Origin of the sequence: Photorhabdus sp. RM322S (assembly GCF_042879395.1) — a bacterium.
Classification (GTDB): domain Bacteria; phylum Pseudomonadota; class Gammaproteobacteria; order Enterobacterales; family Enterobacteriaceae; genus Photorhabdus; species Photorhabdus khanii.
Genome location: NZ_JBHFKW010000030.1, coordinates 37,752 through 60,744 on the forward strand (window position 1 = coordinate 37,752; position 22,993 = coordinate 60,744).

At 44.7% G+C, this 22,993-nt stretch carries 23 protein-coding genes and 3 pseudogenes; 13 read left to right on the forward strand and 13 right to left on the reverse strand.

Annotated elements, in window-relative coordinates; genetic code table 11:
• Window positions 1-119: 119 nt before the first annotated feature.
• The 5 genes from ftsY to ACGF63_RS16850 all read left to right on the forward strand — a co-directional run bounded on the left by ftsY (window position 120) and on the right by ACGF63_RS16850 (window position 5,440).
• On the forward strand, window positions 120-1,442 hold the full coding sequence (ftsY, locus tag ACGF63_RS16830; protein ID WP_387632184.1) for a signal recognition particle-docking protein FtsY: 1,323 nt from the start codon (window positions 120-122) through the stop codon (window positions 1,440-1,442).
• Window positions 1,443-1,447: 5 nt separating this feature from the next.
• Window positions 1,448-2,113 (forward strand): cell division ATP-binding protein FtsE, encoded by a 666-nt coding sequence (gene ftsE / locus ACGF63_RS16835; protein ID WP_046975244.1) that lies wholly within the window; start codon window positions 1,448-1,450, stop codon window positions 2,111-2,113.
• A complete protein-coding gene (gene ftsX / locus ACGF63_RS16840) occupies window positions 2,106-3,086 on the forward strand; it encodes a permease-like cell division protein FtsX (RefSeq protein WP_152962668.1) in 981 nt (326 codons plus the stop codon). The genes ftsE and ftsX overlap by 8 nt, the downstream gene beginning before the upstream one ends.
• Window positions 3,087-3,333: 247 nt before the next feature.
• Entirely contained in the window at window positions 3,334-4,191 is an 858-nt protein-coding gene (rpoH, locus tag ACGF63_RS16845; RefSeq protein ID WP_152962667.1) for an RNA polymerase sigma factor RpoH, read from the forward strand.
• 109 nt (window positions 4,192-4,300) lie between these two features.
• The gene (locus tag ACGF63_RS16850; RefSeq protein ID WP_387632187.1) at window positions 4,301-5,440 is read left to right on the forward strand and encodes a glycerate kinase; all 1,140 of its coding nucleotides are present in this window, start codon (window positions 4,301-4,303) and stop codon (window positions 5,438-5,440) included.
• Here ACGF63_RS16850 and panM read toward each other — a convergent pair.
• Window positions 5,428-5,826 (reverse strand): aspartate 1-decarboxylase autocleavage activator PanM, encoded by a 399-nt coding sequence (panM, locus tag ACGF63_RS16855; RefSeq protein WP_152962665.1) that lies wholly within the window; start codon window positions 5,824-5,826, stop codon window positions 5,428-5,430. The two genes, ACGF63_RS16850 and panM, sit on opposite strands and share 13 nt — an antisense overlap.
• A gap of 389 nt (window positions 5,827-6,215) precedes the next feature.
• Between panM and ACGF63_RS16860 the strand changes: the two genes are divergently transcribed.
• From ACGF63_RS16860 to livF, 5 genes are all read left to right on the forward strand, one after another.
• Window positions 6,216-7,328 (forward strand): branched-chain amino acid ABC transporter substrate-binding protein, encoded by a 1,113-nt coding sequence (locus ACGF63_RS16860; RefSeq protein ID WP_036844463.1) that lies wholly within the window; start codon window positions 6,216-6,218, stop codon window positions 7,326-7,328.
• Window positions 7,329-7,389: 61 nt separating this feature from the next.
• Window positions 7,390-8,316, forward strand: coding sequence for a high-affinity branched-chain amino acid ABC transporter permease LivH (gene livH, locus ACGF63_RS16865; RefSeq protein ID WP_152962738.1), 927 nt, complete (start codon window positions 7,390-7,392; stop codon window positions 8,314-8,316).
• Window positions 8,313-9,599: a high-affinity branched-chain amino acid ABC transporter permease LivM gene (locus ACGF63_RS16870; RefSeq protein ID WP_152962664.1), complete on the forward strand. Its 1,287-nt coding sequence runs from the start codon at window positions 8,313-8,315 to the stop codon at window positions 9,597-9,599. The genes livH and ACGF63_RS16870 overlap by 4 nt, the downstream gene beginning before the upstream one ends.
• Window positions 9,596-10,369: a high-affinity branched-chain amino acid ABC transporter ATP-binding protein LivG gene (gene livG, locus ACGF63_RS16875; RefSeq protein ID WP_166287088.1), complete on the forward strand. Its 774-nt coding sequence runs from the start codon at window positions 9,596-9,598 to the stop codon at window positions 10,367-10,369. The genes ACGF63_RS16870 and livG overlap by 4 nt, the downstream gene beginning before the upstream one ends.
• Window positions 10,370-10,371: 2 nt before the next feature.
• Window positions 10,372-11,073, forward strand: a complete 702-nt coding sequence (livF, locus tag ACGF63_RS16880; RefSeq protein WP_036844727.1) for a high-affinity branched-chain amino acid ABC transporter ATP-binding protein LivF — start codon at window positions 10,372-10,374, stop codon at window positions 11,071-11,073.
• On the opposite strand, the gene ACGF63_RS16885 is transcribed toward livF, so the two are convergent.
• The 3 genes and pseudogenes from ACGF63_RS16885 to ACGF63_RS16895 all read right to left on the reverse strand — a co-directional run.
• On the reverse strand, window positions 11,036-11,260 hold the full coding sequence (locus ACGF63_RS16885) for a DUF1778 domain-containing protein (protein ID WP_152962663.1): 225 nt from the start codon (window positions 11,258-11,260) through the stop codon (window positions 11,036-11,038). The two genes, livF and ACGF63_RS16885, sit on opposite strands and share 38 nt — an antisense overlap.
• 231 nt (window positions 11,261-11,491) lie before the next feature.
• Window positions 11,492-11,806: a 2TM domain-containing protein gene (locus ACGF63_RS16890; RefSeq protein ID WP_387632194.1), complete on the reverse strand. Its 315-nt coding sequence runs from the start codon at window positions 11,804-11,806 to the stop codon at window positions 11,492-11,494.
• Window positions 11,807-11,836: 30 nt separating this feature from the next.
• A pseudogene (locus tag ACGF63_RS16895) lies at window positions 11,837-11,980 on the reverse strand (helix-turn-helix transcriptional regulator); the annotation flags it as partial.
• A 457-nt stretch (window positions 11,981-12,437) separates the two neighbouring features.
• Here ACGF63_RS16895 and ACGF63_RS16900 point away from each other — a divergent pair.
• Both ACGF63_RS16900 and ACGF63_RS16905 read left to right on the forward strand, forming a co-directional pair.
• Window positions 12,438-13,049: a papain-like cysteine protease family protein gene (locus ACGF63_RS16900; RefSeq protein ID WP_036844449.1), complete on the forward strand. Its 612-nt coding sequence runs from the start codon at window positions 12,438-12,440 to the stop codon at window positions 13,047-13,049.
• 9 nt (window positions 13,050-13,058) lie between these two features.
• Window positions 13,059-13,667 (forward strand): hypothetical protein, encoded by a 609-nt coding sequence (locus ACGF63_RS16905; RefSeq protein ID WP_152962649.1) that lies wholly within the window; start codon window positions 13,059-13,061, stop codon window positions 13,665-13,667.
• Between the two features lie 118 nt (window positions 13,668-13,785).
• Here ACGF63_RS16905 and fis read toward each other — a convergent pair whose 3' ends face one another.
• The 8 genes and pseudogenes from fis to ACGF63_RS16945 all read right to left on the reverse strand — a co-directional run bounded on the left by fis (window position 13,786) and on the right by ACGF63_RS16945 (window position 20,119).
• On the reverse strand, window positions 13,786-14,082 hold the full coding sequence (fis, locus tag ACGF63_RS16910) for a DNA-binding transcriptional regulator Fis (RefSeq protein WP_010847912.1): 297 nt from the start codon (window positions 14,080-14,082) through the stop codon (window positions 13,786-13,788).
• Window positions 14,083-14,107: 25 nt separating this feature from the next.
• Window positions 14,108-15,073: a tRNA dihydrouridine synthase DusB gene (gene dusB / locus ACGF63_RS16915; RefSeq protein ID WP_036844721.1), complete on the reverse strand. Its 966-nt coding sequence runs from the start codon at window positions 15,071-15,073 to the stop codon at window positions 14,108-14,110.
• Between the two features lie 284 nt (window positions 15,074-15,357).
• Window positions 15,358-16,248 carry a 50S ribosomal protein L11 methyltransferase gene (prmA, locus tag ACGF63_RS16920; protein ID WP_387632198.1) on the reverse strand — a complete coding sequence of 297 codons (891 nt, stop codon included), beginning with the start codon at window positions 16,246-16,248 and terminating at the stop codon, window positions 15,358-15,360.
• Window positions 16,249-16,289: 41 nt separating this feature from the next.
• A complete protein-coding gene (gene panF / locus ACGF63_RS16925; RefSeq protein WP_152962648.1) occupies window positions 16,290-17,735 on the reverse strand; it encodes a sodium/pantothenate symporter in 1,446 nt (481 codons plus the stop codon).
• Window positions 17,725-17,967, reverse strand: a complete 243-nt coding sequence (locus ACGF63_RS16930; protein WP_036844437.1) for a YhdT family protein — start codon at window positions 17,965-17,967, stop codon at window positions 17,725-17,727. Before ACGF63_RS16930 ends, panF begins: the two co-directional genes overlap by 11 nt.
• A 372-nt stretch (window positions 17,968-18,339) precedes the next feature.
• Entirely contained in the window at window positions 18,340-18,807 is a 468-nt protein-coding gene (locus ACGF63_RS16935; RefSeq protein WP_387632200.1) for a nucleoside deaminase, read from the reverse strand.
• A 156-nt stretch (window positions 18,808-18,963) separates the two neighbouring features.
• Complete coding sequence (gene cynS, locus ACGF63_RS16940) at window positions 18,964-19,434, reverse strand: cyanase (RefSeq protein WP_152962646.1); 471 nt, start codon at window positions 19,432-19,434, stop codon at window positions 18,964-18,966.
• Window positions 19,435-19,466: 32 nt separating this feature from the next.
• Window positions 19,467-20,119 (reverse strand): annotated as a pseudogene (locus tag ACGF63_RS16945) (carbonic anhydrase).
• Between the two features lie 115 nt (window positions 20,120-20,234).
• Here ACGF63_RS16945 and cynR point away from each other — a divergent pair.
• Window positions 20,235-21,134, forward strand: coding sequence for a transcriptional regulator CynR (gene cynR, locus ACGF63_RS16950; protein WP_152962645.1), 900 nt, complete (start codon window positions 20,235-20,237; stop codon window positions 21,132-21,134).
• Window positions 21,135-21,172: 38 nt separating this feature from the next.
• Here the strand turns inward: cynR and ACGF63_RS16955 are convergent.
• Window positions 21,173-21,283, reverse strand: a pseudogene (locus tag ACGF63_RS16955) (zinc ribbon domain-containing protein); the annotation flags it as partial.
• Window positions 21,284-22,993 lie beyond the last annotated feature (1,710 nt).

The window sequence follows — 22,993 nt, forward strand, 5'->3', positions numbered from 1 at the left end:
TACCATGAAATACATGATTGATATGTATTGCGCTACTACGAAAATGTTAGACTGCGTCTAATTTCGTTATTATTCACTGTTATAACGCCATGATTTAACCTTGAGGAGTGTAGTGGCTAATGGCAAAAGAGAAAAAAAGAGGCTTTTTCTCCTGGTTCGGGCGTGGCCGTCAGGAAGAACAGCAAAAAGAAGAACAATTTGCAGCAGAGCAGGCAGAGCAGCAGCGCCTTGCCGAAGAGTCTGCAAGATTAACGGCGGAGCAAGCGGAACAACAACGCCTTGTTGAGGAAGCAGCCAGATTAGCGGCGGAGCAGGCAGAGCAACAGCGCCTTGCCGAAGAGTCTGCAAGATTAGCTGTGGAACAGGCGGAACAACAACGTCTTGTTGAAGAAGCAGCAAGATTGGCAGCGGAGCAGGCAGAACAACAGCGTCTTGTTGAAGAAGCCGAAAGATTAACTGTACAACAGGTACAAACTGAACAGTCAAAGCCAGCTATATCAAAAGAGCAAGAGCGTCCCACTAAAGAGGGCTTTTTCACTCGTTTGAAACGCAGTTTGGGTAAAACTCGTCAGAATCTGGGTTCCGGTTTTCTCAGTCTGTTCAGTGGTAAAAAGATCGATGATGATCTGTTTGATGAATTGGAAGAGCAGTTATTGATTGCTGATGTTGGTGTTGATACTACCCGCAAAATCATTGGCAGCCTGACAGATCATGCCAGCCGTAAAGAGTTAAAAGATGCGGAAGCATTGTATGCCAAATTGAAAGAAGAGATGTCTGGCATTCTGGTTAAAGTCGATAAACCGCTGGATATCGAAGGAAAAGCACCGTATGTCATTCTAATGGTTGGTGTTAATGGTGTTGGTAAAACGACAACAATTGGTAAATTGGCACGTCAGTTTCAGGCGCAAGGTAAATCTGTCATGCTGGCGGCTGGGGATACTTTCCGTGCCGCCGCGGTTGAACAGTTACAAGTGTGGGGGGATCGCAACCATATTTCGGTGGTGGCGCAGCATACTGGTGCTGATCCCGCTTCCGTGATTTTCGATGCTATTCAATCAGCTAAAGCGAAAGGTGTAGATGTACTGATTGCAGATACCGCAGGTCGTTTGCAGAATAAATCTCACCTAATGGAAGAGTTGAAGAAAATTGTCCGGGTGATGAAAAAACTGGACGAAGATGCGCCACATGAAATTATGCTGACATTGGATGCCAGCACCGGCCAGAATGCGATAAGTCAGGCTAAATTGTTCCATGAAGCTGTTGGGCTGACAGGTATCTCACTGACAAAACTGGATGGGACTGCCAAAGGTGGGGTGATTTTTGCCATTGCTGATCAGTTTGAAATTCCTATCCGTTATATTGGTGTCGGTGAAGGAATTGAAGATCTGCGGCCATTTAAGGCAGATGATTTTATAGAGGCACTTTTTGCCCGAGAGGATTAATTACCATGATTCGCTTTGAACAGGTCAGTAAAGCTTATCTGGGGGGACGGCAAGCCCTGCAAGGGGTGAATTTTCATTTGCGCCCTGCGGAAATGGCATTTCTAATTGGTCACTCAGGGGCAGGTAAAAGTACCTTGCTGAAACTTATCTGTGGCATTGAGCGACCTAGTGCCGGGCATATCTGGTTTTCAGGTCATGATATCAGCCGGTTAAAGAGTCGTGAGGTGCCTTTCCTGCGTCGTCAGATTGGTATGATTTTCCAGGATCACCATTTGCTGTTGGATAGGACGGTATACGATAACGTGGCAATGCCACTGATTATTTCAGGTGCGAGTTCTGAAGATATCCGTCGCCGGACTTCTGCGGCATTGGATAAAGTCGGTCTGCTGGACAAAGCGAAAAATTTTCCAATTCAGCTTTCGGGTGGTGAACAGCAACGTGTCGGCATTGCTCGAGCAGTTGTGAATAAGCCAACTGTTTTGTTGGCGGATGAACCGACCGGTAATCTTGATGGTGAATTGTCAGAGGGCATTTTACGGCTGTTTGAAGAGTTTAACCGGGTAGGGGTGACGGTGCTGATGGCGACCCATGATATGGCACTGATTGAACGACGGAAATATCGTATTCTGACTCTGAGCCAGGGCCGTATGGCGGGAGAGCATCATGGTTAAAAATGTGCGTAAGGCAGCGGGGAAAGTAACAAGATCAAGATCTAAAAGTAAAGCTCTGCAAGGGGGATGGCGTGAACAGTGGCGCTATGCGTGGATGAATGCGCTGACAGATATGTTGCGTCAGCCACTGGCAACTCTGCTGACGGTTATGGTTATTGCGATATCGCTGACATTACCAAGCGTTTGTTACATTGTGTGGAAGAATGTTAGCCAGGCCGCGGAAAAATGGTATCCCACCCCTCAATTGACGGTGTATCTCGATAAATCACTGGATGATAACAGCGCTCAAAAATTAATAAGCGAACTGAAAGCACTTGATGGTGTGGATAATGTTAACTATCTCTCGCGTCAGGAAGCGATGACAGAGTTCCGCACTTGGTCTGGTTTTGGCGGTGCGCTGGATATGCTGGAAGAGAATCCACTACCCGCAGTCGCTATCATTACGCCGAAAATTGATTTTCAGAGCTCACAGACTTTGACTACATTGCGTGACAGGGTTTCTCAGGTCAAAGGTATTGAAGAAGTTCGGATGGATGATAGCTGGTTTGCCCGTTTGGCGGCGCTGACGGGGCTTGTCGGTCAGATTGCGGCAGTGATTGGTATTCTGATGGTCATGGCGTTGTTTTTGGTCATCGGTAATAGCGTGCGCCTCAGTATTTTCAGCCATCGTGATACGATTAACGTGATGAAGCTGATTGGCGCGACTGATGGTTTTATTTTGCGTCCATTCCTCAATGGCGGCGCTTTGTTAGGGGGACTTGGTGCGATGTTATCATTGATACTCTCGGCCCTGTTGGTATGGAAGCTCTCTGATGTTGTCACACAGGTTGCCAGTGTATTTGGTACCACGTTTAATTTACATGGGCTTTCATGGGATGAATCCCTGTTGTTAGTTTTAATTTCCGCGATGATTGGTTGGGTAGCTGCTTGGTTGGCGACAACCCAGCATTTGCGCCACTTTACGCCAGAATAATTGACTTAATGCTTGTTATGGCTGGTACAAATAAAGTTACTTGCATAAATATAAAACAATCTGCTATTTTTTGTTCCGTGATTCCACGGTGGATGTTATCTGTCCTGAAATTATTACAACCCCACGCATCTGTCACTTGAATATGCACATTCTGGTGATAGACTGTACCGCTGTATGTTGAGCATTGGTTTATAAATACTGATGTAATCTGTACTAACGATTTGAGCCTTAATTTGAGAGGATTTGAATGGCCAAAGAAATGCAAACCTTAGCGTTAGTTCCTCAAGGAAGTCTAGAGGGCTATATCCGTGCCTCTAATACCTACCCGATGCTGACAGCAGAGGAAGAGAAGGAACTGGCTGAAAGGCTGCATTACCAGGGAGATCTGGATGCAGCTAAGAAGCTGATTCTGTCTCATCTGCGCTTCGTTGTTCATGTCGCTCGCAGTTATGCTGGTTATGGCCTGCCCCAGGCGGATTTAATTCAGGAAGGGAACATTGGCTTGATGAAAGCAGTACGTCGTTTTAACCCAGAAGTGGGGGTGCGTCTGGTTTCTTTTGCTGTTCACTGGATTAAAGCTGAAATCCACGAATATGTACTGCGTAATTGGCGTATTGTTAAAGTCGCGACAACTAAAGCACAGCGCAAGCTGTTTTTTAATCTGCGTAAAACTAAACAGCGTTTAGGTTGGTTTAATCAGGACGAAGTGGAAATGGTCGCCAAAGAACTTGGTGTGACCAGTAAAGATGTGCGTGAGATGGAATCTCGTATGTCAGCACAGGATATGGCGTTTGATATGTCTGCTGCTGATGAGAGTCAGGAAGGCTTGCCGGTTGCCCCAGTTCTGTATCTTCAGGATAAAGCTTCTGATTTTGCAGATGGCATTGAAGAGGATAACTGGGAAAACCATGCCGCTGATAAATTGTCGGTAGCGATAGAAGGCTTAGATGAGCGCAGTCAGGATATTATCCGTTGCCGCTGGTTGGATGATGATAACAAATCTACCCTGCAAGAGCTGGCTGATAAATATGGTGTTTCTGCGGAGCGTGTACGTCAGCTTGAAAAGAATGCCATGAAAAAACTGCGTGTAGCAATTGAAGCGTAAATAAAGTGATTTTGCGTTAACACATTCACGATTAATAAGTTAAAAGGGCGATAATGATTTATCGCCTTTTTTATTCCTTCTTTCAGAGTATTACAACCAAACTAATCCGATGAAAATTGTTATTGCACCTGATTCATTTAAAGAGAGCCTTGGTGCCTTGCAGGTTGCTGAAGCGATAGAACAGGGATTTCGTGAAATCTATCCACAAGCTGAATACATTAAACTGCCGATGGCAGATGGTGGTGAAGGTACGGTTGAATCAATGGTAGCAGCCACCGATGGGCAAGTTATCCATTTGCCTGTTACCGGCCCGTTAAATCAGCCGGTGGATAGTTTTTTTGGCGTGCTGGGTGATGGAAAAACCGCTGTTATTGAAATGGCGGCGGCTTCTGGCTTACATCTGGTTCCGATGGAAAAGCGTAATCCGCTGATAACCACGACGTATGGCACCGGAGAGCTGATACTGGCTGCTTTAGATAAAGGTGTCAGTAAGATAATCCTCGGTATCGGTGGTAGTGCGACTAATGATGGTGGTGCCGGTATGATGCAGGCACTGGGTGCTCGTCTGCTTGATGATTGTGGTGAAGAGCTGAGGGCCGGCGGGGGCGTGTTGAGTCAGCTCGCTGAAATCGATCTTTCTGGTTTGGATACTCGTTTGAGTCAGACTGAAATTATCGTCGCCTGTGATGTGGCTAACCCGTTGTGTGGTGAGTTTGGTGCATCTGCTGTTTTCGGACCACAAAAAGGGGCGACCCCAGAGAGGGTGAAAGAATTGGATGCTGCTTTGCGTCATTACGGTGAAAAAATTGAATTCCTGACAAAAATGAAGGTCATTGATGTACCTGGTACAGGAGCCGCCGGTGGTATGGGAGCGCCTTTACTGGGTTGGCTTAAAGCGAAATTACAACCGGGAATTGATATTGTTATCTCCACGTTGGAACTGGAGAAAGTGGTACAAGGTGCTGATTTGGTTATTACTGGGGAAGGCCGGATGGATAGCCAGACTATTTACGGTAAAACACCTATCGGCGTTGCCCGTATCGCTAAAAAGTATGCTATTCCAACCATTGCATTGGTTGGCGGTATGAGTCAGGACTATAACGTCGTTCATGAGCATGGATTGGATGCTGTTTTCTCAATTATGCCCGGCGTTTGTTCTCTTTCTGATGCTCTTGCTTGCGGGCGTGAGAATTTGCGGGTGACAGCCCGCAATGTGGCTGCCGTCTGGAAGATGAGTCAGCCCAAATAATAGTTTGAAGTGGTGTCATAACGAAAATCACAGGCATTCATAAAACCTTTTAACGCTGGTTCATTGGCATCAGGGAACCCCTTGAGACTTAGCTTCCACTGTTTAACAGTAGGATGTCGGGCCTTTATTTCATTTATCAGATATAAACCCACACCCCGGCGACGTGTTATTTCACGAACACATAAATCTTCAAGCAGGCCGGATTGATTACTGAGAGTGATTTTTACTGCGGCCAACAATCTGTCATTAAAACGGGCAGCAAGCAGTTTATTGCTGTTTTTTAGATGGGCTTGCCATTGTTCTGGCGTTTGCTGAGGCCAGATTTTCCCCAAATCAATCATATCTTGTGCTGATAAAACAGTCAGTTGTTCAATAGTTAACTTCATGGTTTTTCCATATCCATTGTAGATGAATAAACAGTCAGAATGTTGTGTGACCATTTTTATACGTTACTGGAAAAAATGTTTTTAACGCGATCGATCTTTCGAGTTAAAGATTGCTTTACTAATATTTAACCAGAATATCACACTATAAATAGTCTAAATTACAACCCGCTCTGGCGGTATTTTATTCTGTATTTGATGCTTTTTGCTACCTTGTCAATTTGATTTTAAGCATGAAATGCTATTTTAATAACATGAAAAATAAAATCTTATTAATAAAAATCACTTTATCTAATCATTAATCACAAACGGTCATGATTTCCAGCCAGATAATGAAAGATCTTAAAGGCAAACACAATCAATCAGACCAATAACAATACGGGGATAAATAAATGAAAATCGTAACAGGTAAGGCATTATTAACCGGTTGTATTGCCATGGTGATGAGTTATTCACTGTGGGCAAAAGAGATTAAAGTAGCGATTGTAGGGGCGATGTCCGGTCCGGTTGCTCAGTATGGAGATATGGAATTCACTGGCGCACGTCAGGCGATTGCGGATATTAATGCTAAAGGTGGCATTAATGGCGATAAGCTGGTGGGCGTTGAATATGATGATGCCTGTGATCCAAAACAGGCTGTTGCAGTTGCTAACAAAGTGATTAATGACAACATTCGTTATGTTATCGGTCATCTTTGCTCTTCATCGACTCAACCAGCATCTGATATCTATGAAGATGAAGGTGTGATTATGATTACGCCCGCGGCAACTAATGCTGATCTGACAACTCGTGGCTACCAAATGATTCTGCGTACCACTGGGCTGGATTCTGATCAGGGCCCAACGGCAGCGAAATATATTGTTGAAAAGATCAAACCTCAACGGCTGGCAATTGTTCACGATAAACAGCAATACGGTGAAGGATTGGCTCGTTCTGTTCTCAATACACTGAAAAAGGTGGGAGTCAATACGGTATTGTTTGAAGGTGTTACTGCTGGTGATAAAGATTTCTCAGTGCTGGTTGCCCGCCTGAAAAAAGAAAATGTGGATTTTGTCTATTTCGGCGGTTACTACCCTGAAATGGGACAAATTCTGCGCCAGGCTAAACAAGCGGGTTTGAATATCCGTTTTATGGGACCGGAAGGCGTTGGTAACTCTTCGTTGTCTAATATTGCCGGGGCTGCTTCTGAAGGCATGTTCGTAACACTGCCTAAACGATACGATCAAGTTCCGGCAAACAAAGCTATCGTTGATGCAATCAAAACTAAGAAAGAGGATCCAACGGGCCCATTCGTCTGGACAACCTATGCCGCCCTGCAATCTCTGACAACGGCAATGAGCCGTACCGGCAGCATGGAACCTGCTGATTTGGTGAAAGATCTGAAAACTAATCCGGTCGATACCGTGATGGGAACACTGAGCTGGAATCAGGCTGGCGACCTGAAAGGGTTCGAGTTCGGCATTTTTGAATGGCATGCAGACGGTTCTTCTACTTCTGTGAAGTAAAGCCATCCGAATGGCCGTCAGCCCCTGCTTGACAGGGGCTGCTATTCCAGAGGTACAAGGTATGTCAGAGCAATTTCTCTATTTTTTACAGCAGATGTTAAACGGGGTTACCCTGGGTAGCACTTATGCATTGATTGCCATTGGCTATACGATGGTTTACGGCATTATCGGGATGATTAACTTTGCTCATGGTGAAGTTTATATGATTGGCAGCTATGTCTCCTTTATTGTGATTGCTGCTCTGATGATGATGGGAATTGATCTAGGCTGGTTGCTGATTACGGCTGCTTTTTTAACATCAATTGTGATTGCCAGCACTTATGGCTGGAGTATTGAACGGGTGGCTTACAAACCCGTTCGCCATTCCAAGCGCCTGATTGCGTTGATTTCTGCAATTGGGATGTCTATTTTCCTGCAAAATTATGTCAGCTTGTCACAGGGTTCCCGTGATCTGGCATTGCCGGGGCTGATTACCGGGCAGTGGGTATTGAGCGAAAGTGATGGATTTTCTGCCAGTATTACTGCGATGCAACTGATTATTTGGGTAGTGACATTCCTTGCCATGCTGGTACTGACGATGTTTATCCGCTATTCCCGTATGGGGCGTGCTTGCCGCGCTTGCGCGGAAGATCTGAAAATGGCCGGTTTGCTGGGGATCAATACTGACAAAGTTATTTCTTTGACCTTTGTTATTGGCGCTGCAATGGCAGCGGTAGCCGGTGTTCTGCTGGGGCAGTTTTACGGTGTGATAAATCCGTATATCGGTTTTATGGCAGGAATGAAAGCTTTCACCGCCGCCGTATTGGGGGGCATTGGTAGCATTCCGGGGGCAATGATTGGCGGTTTGATCCTAGGCGTTTCTGAAGCCCTGACTTCTGCTTATTTGAGCACAGAATATAAAGATGCTGTTTCCTTTGCTCTGCTTATCGTTGTGTTGTTGTTTATGCCTACCGGGATTTTAGGTCGTCCAGAGGTAGAAAAAGTATGAAACATGCCAATTGGATTAATGCCATTGTCGCCTCAGCCGCTTTATTTGTGCTGGCTGTTTTTATGATGGGGATGCAGCTGTCACTGGATGGCACGAAGCTGGTTGTTTACCGTGCCGATAAAGTCCGATGGCTATGGATTGGCATCGGCTGTACGGTTGTTTTCCTGTTCCAGCTATTGCGTCCGGTTATTCAGAAGACGATGAAGAAAGTGCCAGTTAAAAGCTGGACGTTGCCGGATTTCGATGGTTCAACTAAAGGACAAAAGTTACTGGCGGCATTGATTATTGTTGCCGCGATTGTCTGGCCATTTATTGTCTCCCGTGGCAGTGTCGATATCGCTACGCTGACATTAATTTATGTCATGTTGGGGCTGGGGTTGAATGTAGTCGTTGGTTTGTCCGGGTTGCTGGTGCTTGGATATGCAGGTTTTTATGCTATCGGCGCTTATACCTATGCCTTACTAAGCCACTATTACGGGTTAGGATTTTGGCAGAGCTTGCCGTTGGCGGGATTAACGGCTGCTTTATCGGGGCTGTTGTTAGGTTTTCCGGTATTGCGATTGAGAGGTGACTATCTGGCCATTGTCACACTCGGTTTTGGCGAGATTGTTCGCATTCTGCTATTGAATAATACCGAAATAACGGGTGGCCCGAATGGTATCAGCCAGATTCCAAAACCCACTTTCTTTGGGCTGGAATTTAACCGCGGCGTGAAAGAGGGCGGTTGGGATACTTTCCATAACTTCTTTGGTCTGAAATATGATCCAAGTGACCGAGTTGTTTTTCTCTATTTGGTCACATTGTTATTGGTGATACTGACCGTATTTATTATCAATCGGTTACTGCGTATGCCATTAGGTCGCGCGTGGGAAGCACTGCGTGAAGATGAAATTGCCTGTCGCTCTCTTGGGCTGAGTCCAACCCGTATTAAACTAGCCGCGTTTACTATCAGTGCTGCATTTGCCGGTTTTGCCGGAACCTTGTTTGCTGCCCGGCAGGGTTTCATCAGCCCGGAATCCTTCACCTTTGTTGAATCTGCTTTCGTGCTGGCGATTGTGGTACTGGGTGGAATGGGTTCGCAGACAGCGGTAATTCTCGCGGCCATTCTGCTGGTGGTTTCCCGTGAGATGATGCGTGATTTGAATGCTTATAGTATGTTGCTGCTGGGGGCCATGATGGTGCTGATGATGGTTTGGCGTCCGCAAGGATTGCTACCGATGAAACGCCATAATGTTAAATTTAAACAGCAGGAAAGCCAGCCTCAGGGAGGAGAACAGGTATGAGTGCAACACCATTATTGCAGGTTTCCGGTCTGACCATGCTCTTCGGTGGTTTGCTGGCAGTTAACAATATTGCCCTGATATTAAATCAAAGCGAAATTGTCTCTCTTATTGGGCCTAATGGCGCAGGGAAAACCACGATTTTTAATTGCCTGACAGGATTTTACCGTCCGACCTGCGGCACAATAAAATTGCGGGAAAAACATCTGGAAGGGTTATCCGGGCAGGCTATTGCCCGTATGGGCGTTGTCAGAACATTTCAGCATGTGCGATTGTTCCGTGAGATGACAGTGATTGAAAATCTATTAGTAGCGCAGCATCAGCATCTGAAAAGTGGTCTTTTTTCCGGGCTTTTCAAAATGCCGGCATTCCGCCGTGCGGAATCTGAGGCTGTAGATCGAGCCGTCATTTGGCTGGAGCGGATTGGTTTGTTACCACTGGCAAACCGACAGGCGGGTAATTTGGCCTATGGTCAACAGCGCCGTCTGGAGATTGCCCGCTGTATGGTAACACGTCCGGAAGTTTTGATGCTGGATGAACCTGCTGCGGGTCTGAACCCGAAAGAGACAGCAGAACTTAATGTCTTAATTGCTGAACTGAGAAAATATCATCAGGTTTCTGTGTTGCTGATTGAGCACGATATGAAACTGGTGATGGGGATTTCTGATCGTATTTATGTGGTTAATCAGGGGACACCTTTAGCGCAAGGGAGACCAGAAGAGATTCGTAACAACCCAGACGTTATTCGGGCATATTTGGGAGAGGTATATTAATGATGTTGGAATTCAAACAGGTATCTGCCCACTATGGCGAAATTCAGGCGCTGCATCAGGTGAGTCTGAATATTCAACAGGGAGAAATTGTCACTTTGATAGGTGCAAACGGCGCAGGAAAAACGACGCTACTCAATACGTTATGTAGTGAACCCAGAGCGACTGAGGGCGCTATTATTTTTCGCGGCAAAGATATCACGCAATGGCCGACTGCACGTATTATGCGTGAGGACATTGCAATTGTTCCGGAAGGGCGCAGAGTTTTTGCCCGAATGACAGTGGAAGAAAATTTGGCAATGGGCGGCTTTTTTGCTGATAAAACTCAGTATCAGCAGCGCATTGAACGGGTTTATGATTTATTTCCCCGGTTACAGGAAAGGCGAAATCAGCGGGCTGGAACGATGTCTGGTGGTGAACAGCAAATGTTGGCGATTGGTCGCGCTTTGATGAGCCAGCCACAGTTATTATTGCTGGATGAACCTTCACTGGGATTGGCACCGATAATTATCATACAGATTTTCGATACCATTCAGCAGTTGCGGGAAGAAGGGATGACAATCTTTTTGGTTGAGCAGAATGCAAATCAGGCGCTAAAACTGGCTGACCGGGGATATGTCTTGGAAAACGGCAAGATCGTACTGGAAGACAGCGGTGCGGCGTTATTGGTTAATGAAGCCGTGAGGAGTGCGTATTTGGGTGGTTGATATTTTCGGCTTCCTGATAGGCAACATCTAAAATAAAGGTGCTTCTATCTTTATGAAGAAGTGCTGCGGTTTTGGTTAATAGAGCGTGCTGGATAGGTTCGGCGCGCATATTAATGGGGACTATTTTGGACATAAGCAAATTACGCCTGTGTATCTGTTGGATATACATTATAGTGTGGTGAATCATTATAGAAAAGCTTAAATTATCTTCGATCTATTAGTCGCATTCTTTCCTGAAAATATGCTGTTACTGCCTGAAATTAAAGATATGTAATCTAATTTTTCTGTAAAAACATGACTTTTCGACCAATAAATTATTTGATTCTTGGCTTAGATGTCAGTTAATTATTAAATAATATAGCCAGAAGAATTATTCTCTTTTGGCTTTAAAGTTAAATTTGTTATTTTAATAAAATGATTATTTGTTTTTTAATTTATTTATTCTTTTGTTTTTCCATCGATTTATATATTTATGAATAAAGAAAGTTTTCAGCCAGCGATTAATGAGTAATACACCCAATATGAAAATAACAATACCAGACCATGAAATAGTATAATTAATTACCCAATTGATTAACAAAAGGATAATGCTGGTAATAACAAACTTCGCTAAATGACGATAAAATTCTGCTTCCAATGCAACTTGTTGCTGAATTTCATCTCGCTTTTTATCAATGGATTTAGCTTGTTCTTGGGTGATTTTGTCAGTTTCTGGGGAATAGAGGTCTGTCACTTTTATATTAAATGCGGATGCTATTGCGGCCAGTGTTTCTAAACTTGCTTTTTCGCCATTTTCCAGACGTTGTATGGTCCTGGCACTTAAAGATGATAGTTCAGCAAGTTGCTCCTGTGACCAGGCTCTGGATTGCCGTAATTCTTTGAGCGCGCATCCACCGTGAAATTGCAGGAGACGTCAAGAGCATCACCTTATCCAGAACGCCGACAGGGAAGTATTTTATTGTTGGTTGTAATTAATTGTTTAATACTAATAAAGTCAGAGAATAACACATCAATTACGAAATAATTGGATATTGGAATAATTCTGGATGAACGGCAATTATCTGACAGATTAATAATATCTTATTTAAATAAATATCCATATTTGAAAAAATATGTGGCTAAAAGCAAGTTTCACTATAAAATCTGATTAAAAATAACAAATTAATCTCTTTCTGAAAGAAAAATATAGCTTGATTTGCGGTTTTTGAGTGAAAAAACATTTAAATATATTGTGCTATACTTTACAAGTGACAAATTGAAGTGAGCAAACTACTTAGCTCACTCATTAACAATCTGGTCATTATCCTGAATTATCTGAATATTTAATGGATATTTAGATAAATAAGAATTATGGAGAACTGATTATGTCACGTTCTAAAGATATGTGTGTAGCAAGTCGTGATTCAGATTCAAAAAATATCTTTCCGAAATGTTTATCTGGAAAGCATATCACGCCAATACCGCTAGGGAATTTGGGCTCTTCATCAGAATCTATCATTTTTTTTAGAGAATTACAGTTTAACATGCAGTGGCAAATTCAGAGTAATTGGTGCTGGGCAGCTGTGTCTGTATCTGTTGGGCTTTATTTCAACACAGGTTTCTGGACGCAGTGTAATGTAGCTGATAAGCAACTTAAAAGGAGTACATGTTGTAGTTTTCCAGGTCCATGTAATGTTTACGGCTATTTAGATCAGGCTCTTATGTATACAAGAAGCCTGGCAAGTTTTTATACTAATTTGATGAATATGTCAGAAATTAAAGCCCAAATTGATGTCGGGCGTCCGATCTGTTTGCGTTGTGCCTGGTATGGAGGCGGTGCTCATTTTCTGGCTGTTATTGGCTACAACTCCGTGACTGGAAATATATCCGTTGTGGATTCTATATATGGTAACTCTATCCAATCATTTAGTTTATTTCCTGTCTCATACAATGGTGGTGGGAACTGGACTCATACTTATCTCACTCGAAAAAACTAGGGATGCATCATGAAAATTTTATATCCTGAGGCGCCTCTGGGTGGAGTAGACGTTATCATTCCTGTGCTTCGAGAAGCATTACAAACAGCTCAGAATAGGCCAACAAGTCCTTTTTCAAACGTAGATCCGAACAGCCTAATTATCTCAGATCCTTATCGTTGCTATTCGCTGGGTATTGAAAACCTGGTCAATGGTGAAGTTTTGAATAATGCTATTCCAGGTAATTGGCGCTACTTTATTTTATCGGATGGTAAAACAATTGCTGATCTGGAATTAAGAGAGGTTGACGGTGAACTTAAATTTTCGTCTTTAAACGAAGGCCCTATCGCTTCGTCTGCGGTTAATGCTCTACGTTTGGCAGAATGCTCTACCAGGCACGAGGGAAAAATGTATGAACTCAGAATGCTGTTAGTTTCTGGGTTACACTTTGTATCAATGTGGCTTCATGCGATAGATAAAGGGCTTAGTGATGCGGTTATTCCAACAGAACCAACACCAGCGAATCTGGCCGGTATGAGATTGTATGATGAGGTGGAAATAATAAAGCTGCTTCATATTGCTGCAAAACAGGCAAAAGAGAGACTTGATGCAGATGATTCAGAATTGCTGGGCAACTAAATAATCTGCATTTTTTCGCGTAAGGCCCCTAAAATGTGACATTACTTTTCTTGATTAGGCAAAAAAGGTACTTTACCAAAAGGTAAAGTGCCTTTTTTGATGAACTAATTGATAGTTATTAGTTCATGCCATATTTTTTCAATTTCTTACGCAGTGTGCCACGGTTGATGCCCATCATCAGGGCAGCACGTGTTTGGTTGCCACGGGTGTATTGCATCACCATGTCCAACAATGGCTGCTCCACCTCAGCCAGTACCAACTCATACAGGTCATTAACATCTTGACCATTTAGTTGAGCAAAATAGTTCTTCAGTGCTTGTTTAACTGAGTCACGCAAAGGTTTTTGAGTAACCTGATCTTGTGAATTTACAGTAGCAACGGTTAGTACGTCAGAATTTACGCGTTGTTCGAACATAGTTCTGTCAGCTCTTTTCTTTATATTACGCAAAATTTTCGAAATATGCCTTCAACACCTCCAGCTGTTCGCTGGCATCCTCTATGGTGTTGAATGTGCGCCGGAACTGGTCATCAGGAGCATGTTCCCGGAGATACCAGGATACATGCTTACGTGCGATACGGGCTCCCTTGCCTGGACCATAAAAGTCGTGCAATTCCCGTATATGCTCGTTCATTAAATGCTGCACCTCGCCAATCGGCATCGGTGGCAGCAATTCCCCTGTTTCCAGATAATGCTGGATTTCCCGGAAGATCCAGGGTCTTCCCTGAGCAGCGCGGCCTATCATCAGGGCATCAGCCCCAGTGTATTCAAGCACTGCTCTGGCCTTAAGCGGGTCAGTTATGTCACCATTGGCAATAACCGGGATGGCAACAGTCTGCTTAACTGTCCGAATATTGTCGTACTCTGCTTCTCCGTTAAACAAACAGGAGCGAGTCCTGCCGTGAATCGTCAGAGCCTGAATACCACAATGCTCGGCCAATTGGGCAATCTTTACACAATTTCGTTCTTCTGGCGACCATCCAGTGCGGATTTTCAGCGTAACAGGAACATCTACTGCGTTTACAACCGCGGATAGGATCTTTTCGACCCATTCCGGGTAACGCAATAAAGCCGAACCTGCCAGCTTACGATTCACTTTCTTGGCTGGGCACCCCATGTTGATATCAATAATCTGAGCACCATTAGCGACGTTAATCTTCGCTGCTGCTGCCATTTCATCAGGATCATTGCCGGCAATTTGCACAGAACGAATTCCCAGTTCGTCACTGTGAACCATACGTAGCCGGGATTTGTCTGTCTTCCAGACCTGCGGGTTGGAAGATAGCATTTCCGATACTGTCATACCTGCACCCATTTCGTAACATAGTGACCGAAACGGACGGTCAGTTATGCCAGCCATTGGGGCCGCAATAAGACAGTTTTTCAGCTGGTATTGTCCGATACGCATAGACGAAGAAAGAGTGGCCATACTGTGACTGCAAGGGCGCGTATATTACGCATTTTTCGCAAAATATGAAAGGCCAAACTTTGAGCAAATCGACATTTGTTACAACTTTTTTCCAGCTATCCTTCTGAGATAAATATAATTATTCATAAATAACATGGTGTTATACGTTATCGGTAAAGTTTATCACTCAAGATTTTTCTATCAGCCAGTTTGCTGATAGCACGGATTATCATCAGTGAATGATCAAAAATTACTCTCGCCATCATAACAAAGATAAAATAATCTTAATTTGTTACTATTCTTACCCCAGATATCCGACACCATTCTTCCTGCTCCGCAACAGGGTCGATCATGAATTTATCAGTATAGGCTTGAATAACACTTTCTGCCTGACTTGCTAAAATACCCGATAAACCTAACAGGCCACCCGATTTTGGTAATGCACCGATTATAGGAGCAAGTTCACGTAGAGGGCCTGCCAGAATATTAGCAATTACTATATCAGATTCAAGATCGTTTGGCTGATCTTTCGCCAAATATAGCGTTAAACGCCCTAGAACGCCATTACGCTCTGCGTTATCGCGGCTGGCCTGAATGGCTTGTGGATCGATATCGATGCCAATAGCGTGTGCGGCACCGAGTTTTAGCGCTGCAATTGCCAATATGCCGGAGCCACAACCAAAATCAATGAGGGTTTTACCCCCCAGATTGAGGCTGTCCAACCATTGCAGGCATAACGATGTGGTTGGGTGGGTGCCTGTACCAAAAGCCAGTCCAGGGTCCAGCATGACGTTAACGGCATCTGGATCAGGAACGTCACGCCAGCTTGGGCAGACCCACAAGCGGTTACCAAAGCGCATTGGGTGGAAGTTATCCATCCATTCACGTTCCCAGTCTTTGTCTTCCAATTGCTCGATCTTATGAATAAATCCTTGACCTAACTGAGGAACTTGTTCGAGCTGGCTGATAACGGCTTTCATATCCGTTTCAGCATCATAAAGTCCGATAACATCTGTATCTCCCCATAAACGGGTCTCGCCTGGCAGGGGTTCGAATACAGGGTTATCGTGGCTGTCCTGAAAGGTGACTGATACTGCTCCACTTTCCATTAGATTATCCCCCAGGGATTCTGCCAGCTGTCCTGTGGTATTTAATCGAAGTTGTATCCAAGGCATAAAAATTCTCTTTAATTAAAAAATAGGTTAAAACGACCCGCTTAATAAACCTTGGCCACCCATTGTGGCAACCGGTGGCCGATGGTATTACCAATCCCGAAAGCCAGCAGGCTGAGTAGCAGTGATGGTACGATCGGATGGAAGTCTAATAGATAAACATCGGAACTGGCGAGCAGAGTGTAACTTGCTGCCCCTGTAATCATCGAACTGACCGCGCCATATGCATTGGCTTTTTCCCAGTACAGTCCCAGCACTAATGGCCATAGGAATACGGCCTGTAAGCCACCGAAAGCCAGTAGATTCAACCAGATAATCATCTCTGGTGGGTGCCAGGCCGCTAAAAGTAGTAACAGACCAAGAATCAGGGTTGAGAAACTGGAAATCCGGGCCAGTTTTTTCTCCTGTACGATTTGTTGTGGAAACAGGTTTAGATAGAGATCTTTCACGATTGTTGCAGAAGATTGCAACAGTTGTGCATTAATTGTTGACATAATTGCTGCCATCGGTGCGGCCAGAAAAATTCCGGCTGCAAATGGAGGCAGGACAGTGATCATCAATGTTGGGATGACTTGATCGGGAATGGCCAGATCAGGAATAATTGCCCGGCCAAGGGCTCCTGCCAGGTGCATACCAAACATGAGGATTGCCATGACAATGGTGCCGATGATAATTCCACGATGGACAGCTTTGCTATCGCGGTAGGAGATACAACGAACGGCGGTATGTGGTAGCCCAATGACACCAAAACAGACCAATACCCAGAATGATGCCATGAAAGGCCAGCTAAGGATATGGTCCGCCCCTTGTGGGGAAACGAGTTCAGGATTGATCGTTCGTAATGTGGCGACTGCTTCCGCCAGACCACCTGTTTTATAGATAATCGCTACCAACAGCAAAACGGTGCCGAACAGCATGACCAGCCCTTGCAGGGCATCATTGAGGACACTCGCTCTGAAGCCGCCAAATGCGGTATAGAGCGCGATAGAGACACCGAAAATCATTAATCCGGTGCCATAAGGGATACCTGCGGCAGTTTCCAGCAGGCGTGCACCGCCAATAAACTGAACGGTCATCGCGCCGACAAAAGCGACTAAAAGACTCAGGCTGGCAAACCAAACTAGGAGACGACTGCCATAACGGGCATACAACATGTCATTGAGGGTGACGGCATTATAGCGACGAGCAAGAATGGCAAATTTCTTACCCAATACACCAAGGGAAAGCCATATTGCCGGTAACTGAATCAGCGACAGTAATACCCATCCCAGACCATATTTATAGGCTGCTCCTGGCCCGCCAATAAATGAGCTGGCACTGATATAGGTGGCGGTAATAGTCATTGCCAGTACAAAGCCGCCCATTGAACGGTTACCCAGGAAATACTCAGTCAGGAAGGTGCCTTTCTGGCGGTGCCGGTAAGCGTAGATTGACAGAAGAAATACCAGCGCAAGATAGCCTAGCAGAGGTAAGATAACGTCACTTTGCATTCTCATCCTCCAGCGGGACTTCTTTGAAAATAAACTTCACCATTAACCAGCAGAGGATGATAAATACTACGGGTAGTAGCAGACATGCCATTTCAAACCAACGAGGTAAGCCCGTGACACCCGGGGCATCACTGGGTAAATAGGCTGTTATCAGCCAGCCAATGAGATAAGCAAGTGTCAGGAACACAGCCCAGCGTGCTTCTTTATGGGATTGAACAAATCGTCTGTCCATTCGTTCTTCCGGTAATTAAATAAATAAGATGGGAAAGGAGGAATTGTACGGCAAGATGCGGATTTATTCAGGAAAAATGTGATATGTAGTTAATAGCCTGAGTTTTGTTTAAAAATAGCAACGGACAAAAAAAGAGAGAATCTGTTTACACAGACTCTCTTGGTTGATGAGTTAAAAACCGGTGAAGACTAAATATCGCGTTTTATAGCTTCTCTCCCACTGAACCTGATGCGCGAGCATATTAATATGCAGAACATTATTGAGGGTTGAGTTGATGTAGACCTACCCAATCACTCCGCATTGACTATTCGCCATGTCTATCTCAAATTCTGGATGTCTCGGTTCGTTCTACCCCGACCAGAAGCTCGAGAATCACTTCTTGTTCAGCTTTTGCCAGCGTTGGTACACCTTGATAGCGCTTTCGTCCTTCTTCTGGATCATGGGCAGGCGGCGTTCCTCGATGGGCTTCGCGTACTCTGCGTAGAACGTATCCAGCTCGAAGTACTTGCGATCATCCTTGTAGAATGGTGCGTAGTCTTCGCGTGTGGTGATGTAGATGACCTGTTTCGGACTACAGTAGTAGAGCGAGCCTAGGCACATAGGGCAGGGGCTGGCGAGAATGTAGATATCGCAGTCGGTCAGGTGCTCGGTCCCGAGCTTCTTGCACGCTTCCCGTACGGCCAGGATTTCCGCGTGTGCGGTCGGATCGCTGGTCTGCGCTACCAGGTTCGGGCTTTCAGCGATGATGTTGCCGTCACGTACGATCACGGTGGCGAACGGCCGGCCCCCTTCCTCTACATTTTTCATCGCAAGGTCGATAGTGCGTTTTACAAAATTCATGGGAAAAACCTCATTGGAAATAGATTGAACCAAGGCGTGGTTGCCGACTCCGAGAGTTCGCGATGGAACGAGCCACCAATGACCACGCCGCGTTACTCATTGCCAAGGTTACCCGATTGCGGTGACGGGCAATGATTTCTGGCAACAGCCAGCGGGTTAGAACGGCTTGGTCGGCAGATACTTGCCGTCCAGGGTGATCACGGCGCGCGATCCGCCTTCCGGATCTTCGACCTTCTTCAAGTCCAGCTTGAAGTTGATGGCACTGATGATACTGTCACCGAACTTCTCGTGAATCAGGACTTTTAGAGTGGTGCCGTAGACCTGTAGCATCTCGTAGAAGCGGTACATGGTTGGGTCGGTCGGCACGCTATCCTCAATGCAGCCGCGTAGCGGGACGGTTTGTAGAAGTGCCACGGCGTCGGCGTCGAGGGCCAGCTTGTTACCTACCACCTTGGCAGCGTCAGCCGGTAGCGCGTGCTGACCGAGCAGCGCCGCAGTGACGAAAGCCTCGTTCAGGCCAGTGCCTTCGGTGATCTGGGCGAAGCAGAGATCCTTCTTGGCTTTGGCAATGAGAATGACTTCCGACAGGGCATGACGGGCGTTCTTGCTGGTTTGAGACTGGATCATAGTGATACCTCTTTTATATTGGAAGTTGAAGGTCAAACAGCTGTAAGGAGCTGGATGGGATTGGCGCGGACTTCAGGGTTGTTCGCGAGCGAGACAAACTTGCTGGTGGCACCGTCATACGCATTGATGCACCCGCTTTCGATATCGTAGATCCAACCGTGCAGGGCGACGCATCCCTCTTCGAGCGCTAGGCGAACGGAGGGATGCGTCTGGATGTTCGAGAGCTGTGCAATCACGTTCTCGCGCACCATAGACTCGACATGATCGTGCTGGTTCTTGTGGTTGCGTGCTTCGTTGACAATGCGAGCGGAATCCGCATAGCGCAGCCAACTGCCGGCATATGATCCATGCACTTGCAGGCCGCAATAGCGGTCATCGCGCCACAGTCGGAATGGCCGCAAATCACGATGTCCGAGACACGCAGTGCGGCGACCGCGTATTCAACGGAGGCAGATACACCACCTGGCTCCGGGCTGTACGACGGAACAATGTTTCCTGCATTGCGGATCACGAACAGATCGCCAGGCTCGCGTTGGGTCACTAACTCTGGTACTAGGCAACTATCGGAGCAGGAGATGAATAGTGCGCGTGGGTTCTGCTGGGTTGCCAGGTCCTTGAACAGTTCAGCGTGCTTTGGAAAAGCTTCGCGCTGGAATTTCAGAAAGCCTTCGAGGATGTCTTTCATGGTTGATCTTCTGTGTCGTGTAACGAATCGGTTGATTGAAGATTACTTCTGGATATCCATAAGGTAACAGACTGATTTATTATGCACCCCATAGGCATTCCTTATGGAGATCCACATGCTTTTACGACATATCAACTACTTTCTTGCTGTGGCTGAGCACCACAGCTTCACGCGTGCCGCTACAGCCTTGCATGTGTCTCAGCCGGCACTGTCCCAGCAGATTAAGCAGCTCGAGGAAACCCTTGGGGCGCAGTTGTTTGATCGGACCGGACGTACCACACGGTTGACGGATGCTGGCGAGGTCTATTTCCGCTACGCACGACGGGCATTGCAGGACTTGGAGGAAGGAAAGCGGGCGATCCACGATGTTGGTGACCTGAGTCGCGGTTCTCTGCGCGTTGCTGTTACGCCGACGTTCACGACTTACCTTATCGGCCCCTTGGTCGAGTCGTTCCACAATCTCTATCCCAACGTCACGTTGACGGTTCGGGAGATGTCGCAGGAGCGCATTGAAGAGCTTCTGGTCGATGATGAACTCGATGTCGGGGTTGCGTTTGATGAGATCCACTCGCCTGACATCTACGCACAACGACTTTTGGTGGAGACGTTAGCGCTGGTTGTCTGTAAGGGCCATCCCCTTGCAAAGTGTCGAACGATGAGTCTGAAAGCCCTGAACAACGAGTCTCTGGTTCTCCTCACGTCCGAGTTCGCTACACGGAAGCAGATCGATCGTTATTGCAGGCAGAACGACATTCGTCCCCGCGTTTTGATGGAGGCCAATTCGCTGAGTGCTGTCATTGAGATCATCCGACATACAGGCCTTGCCACGTTGCTGCCGGCAAAGATTGCCAGTGACCGGGAGGAATTGGTTTCGATTGTTCTAACCCCCTCACTGCTGCAAAGAACGGCGGTTCTCATGCAGCGAAAAGGAGCGTACCAGACGGCTGCGGCGCGGGCATTTATCGAGCTTGCACTGAAGTATGGAACAGCTAAGTGCGTGTGGAGACCGCAGTGAGGACATTCTAAACGATGTTTGTTACGTCTACCGATACAATCGCAGCGGGAACAGGTTTTACTGCTGTAAGCCGGGTTAACATATTTAACCTGAATGCCTACCGCCTGGATCTTGTATTCCACATAACCGCGCTGGAATGATATAAACATGTGTCCATTCTCGTATTGGGCACTGAGTTTGTGTAAAAAAGCAATCAAACACTGTTTTTTGATAATTTCATCCTTTCAATACTTCGTGATATTTAAGCGTTAAATAAGAATTCAAAATTGTAGGTCACTTTACATAATGCACTATTATGAAAGGTTATTTAACAGGGAGAAAAAATAGTGTGGAAAATAACGATATAAATTGATTTTAGCGTTAAATAACCATAAAGGTATAAAAAAAGGAAAGGTTTAATCAAACCGTAGAAGAGCTATGCTATTGGCGAGTTAAAATAATGAAAAGCCAGTTTAAATTACAGTCGCGAGTAAAACGATTCTCATTTAATTAATGGTTTTCACTGAGCAGTTTTTTTAAATATAATGGTTTTTCCCATTTTTTAATCCATAGTTAACTTTACCATTTTCATTAAACTGATACTGAGTTTTTTCGTTTTCCCTTTTTCTGTACTTAATTTTCTATATTTAAAACCAGAGAAGGTAACAGGTATGCGAATAATATTAAGATTAATACCTGTTTTTTTTAATTATTTTTAACGCGACTAAATAAAATTTTTTTATTCTCTTTTCGTTGCTAATCTATTTAACTCAAAGGATTATCGGCTTTCTTTAATGATTGTTTCTGATTTTACGTAAAATTTTTACAGCCATGCAAAATCGTTTATTTGAGAAAGTTTGCTTAATGTGGTTAATCCTGTTAAATGTTTTGATATAATCTCATATCCTTGTTATTGGATTAATGCTGTTGTTTTGTCATCTAAAACCCATTTTTACGGTGTTTTCCCATACCGAGTTTTTCGAGGGTGATGATTTAATTGGTTTATGACAAAGTGTATTTTTGGTTGAAAGCGTTATTAAAGTCAGCTCGTTTTGGTAAATATATTACCTGATTAACCTGTTTATATTATTATTTATCCTTTTTTTAGGGGTGTATAAGATCAATAAAACCAATTTTTATTTCTCGTTTTTCATTGATAACTTTATGAGATCAGGTTTTAAACTGTTATTAAAAGTCATTGTTTTAACTCCTGATTATCTCGCCATTATCGGATGCCGATTAATATTGTATTTTTATTTTATGATCTTAACTGAATTAAACCGGTGATCACCTTTTCAAGGTACTGACGAGGGCAACCTAAATTTATCCGGATAAACCCTTTTCCCCTATCGCCAAAATTCCATTCCATTGAAACGGCTAGCACCAAGAGGCAGTTCACATCCTTGATAATCCGAATTATCCGTCAGCGGCTGCGTTACAGGGATAACAAAAGTCAGAGTCTTTTCGGTGTCTTTTTACACAAAAAAATTAAATTACGTGATGTTCATCACAAAAATAAACAAAAACAAAACTATTTTGAAATTATTACCATTAATTATTAAATGATTAATATTAATGTGTTTTTTATATGATTCGTAACATTTTAATAACATTGGTTTATTTTTTGTATAAAAATATAACACCTTGTTTTTGTTATTATCTTATTTAATCAACCCCCAATTTAGTTGCTCAGTTGATTATCAACCACAAACATTGATCACTAAGTGCAATGGGTGGTTAATATTGCTTCGAAATTGTGGGATGAAAATACAATGAAAAGCAGTATTTGGGGGTTTGCGGTTTTTTGTAGCCTGATCTCAGGCAGTCAGGCCGCAGACATCTCAGACCAACAACTGATCCATCAACAAGCACGTCAGCAA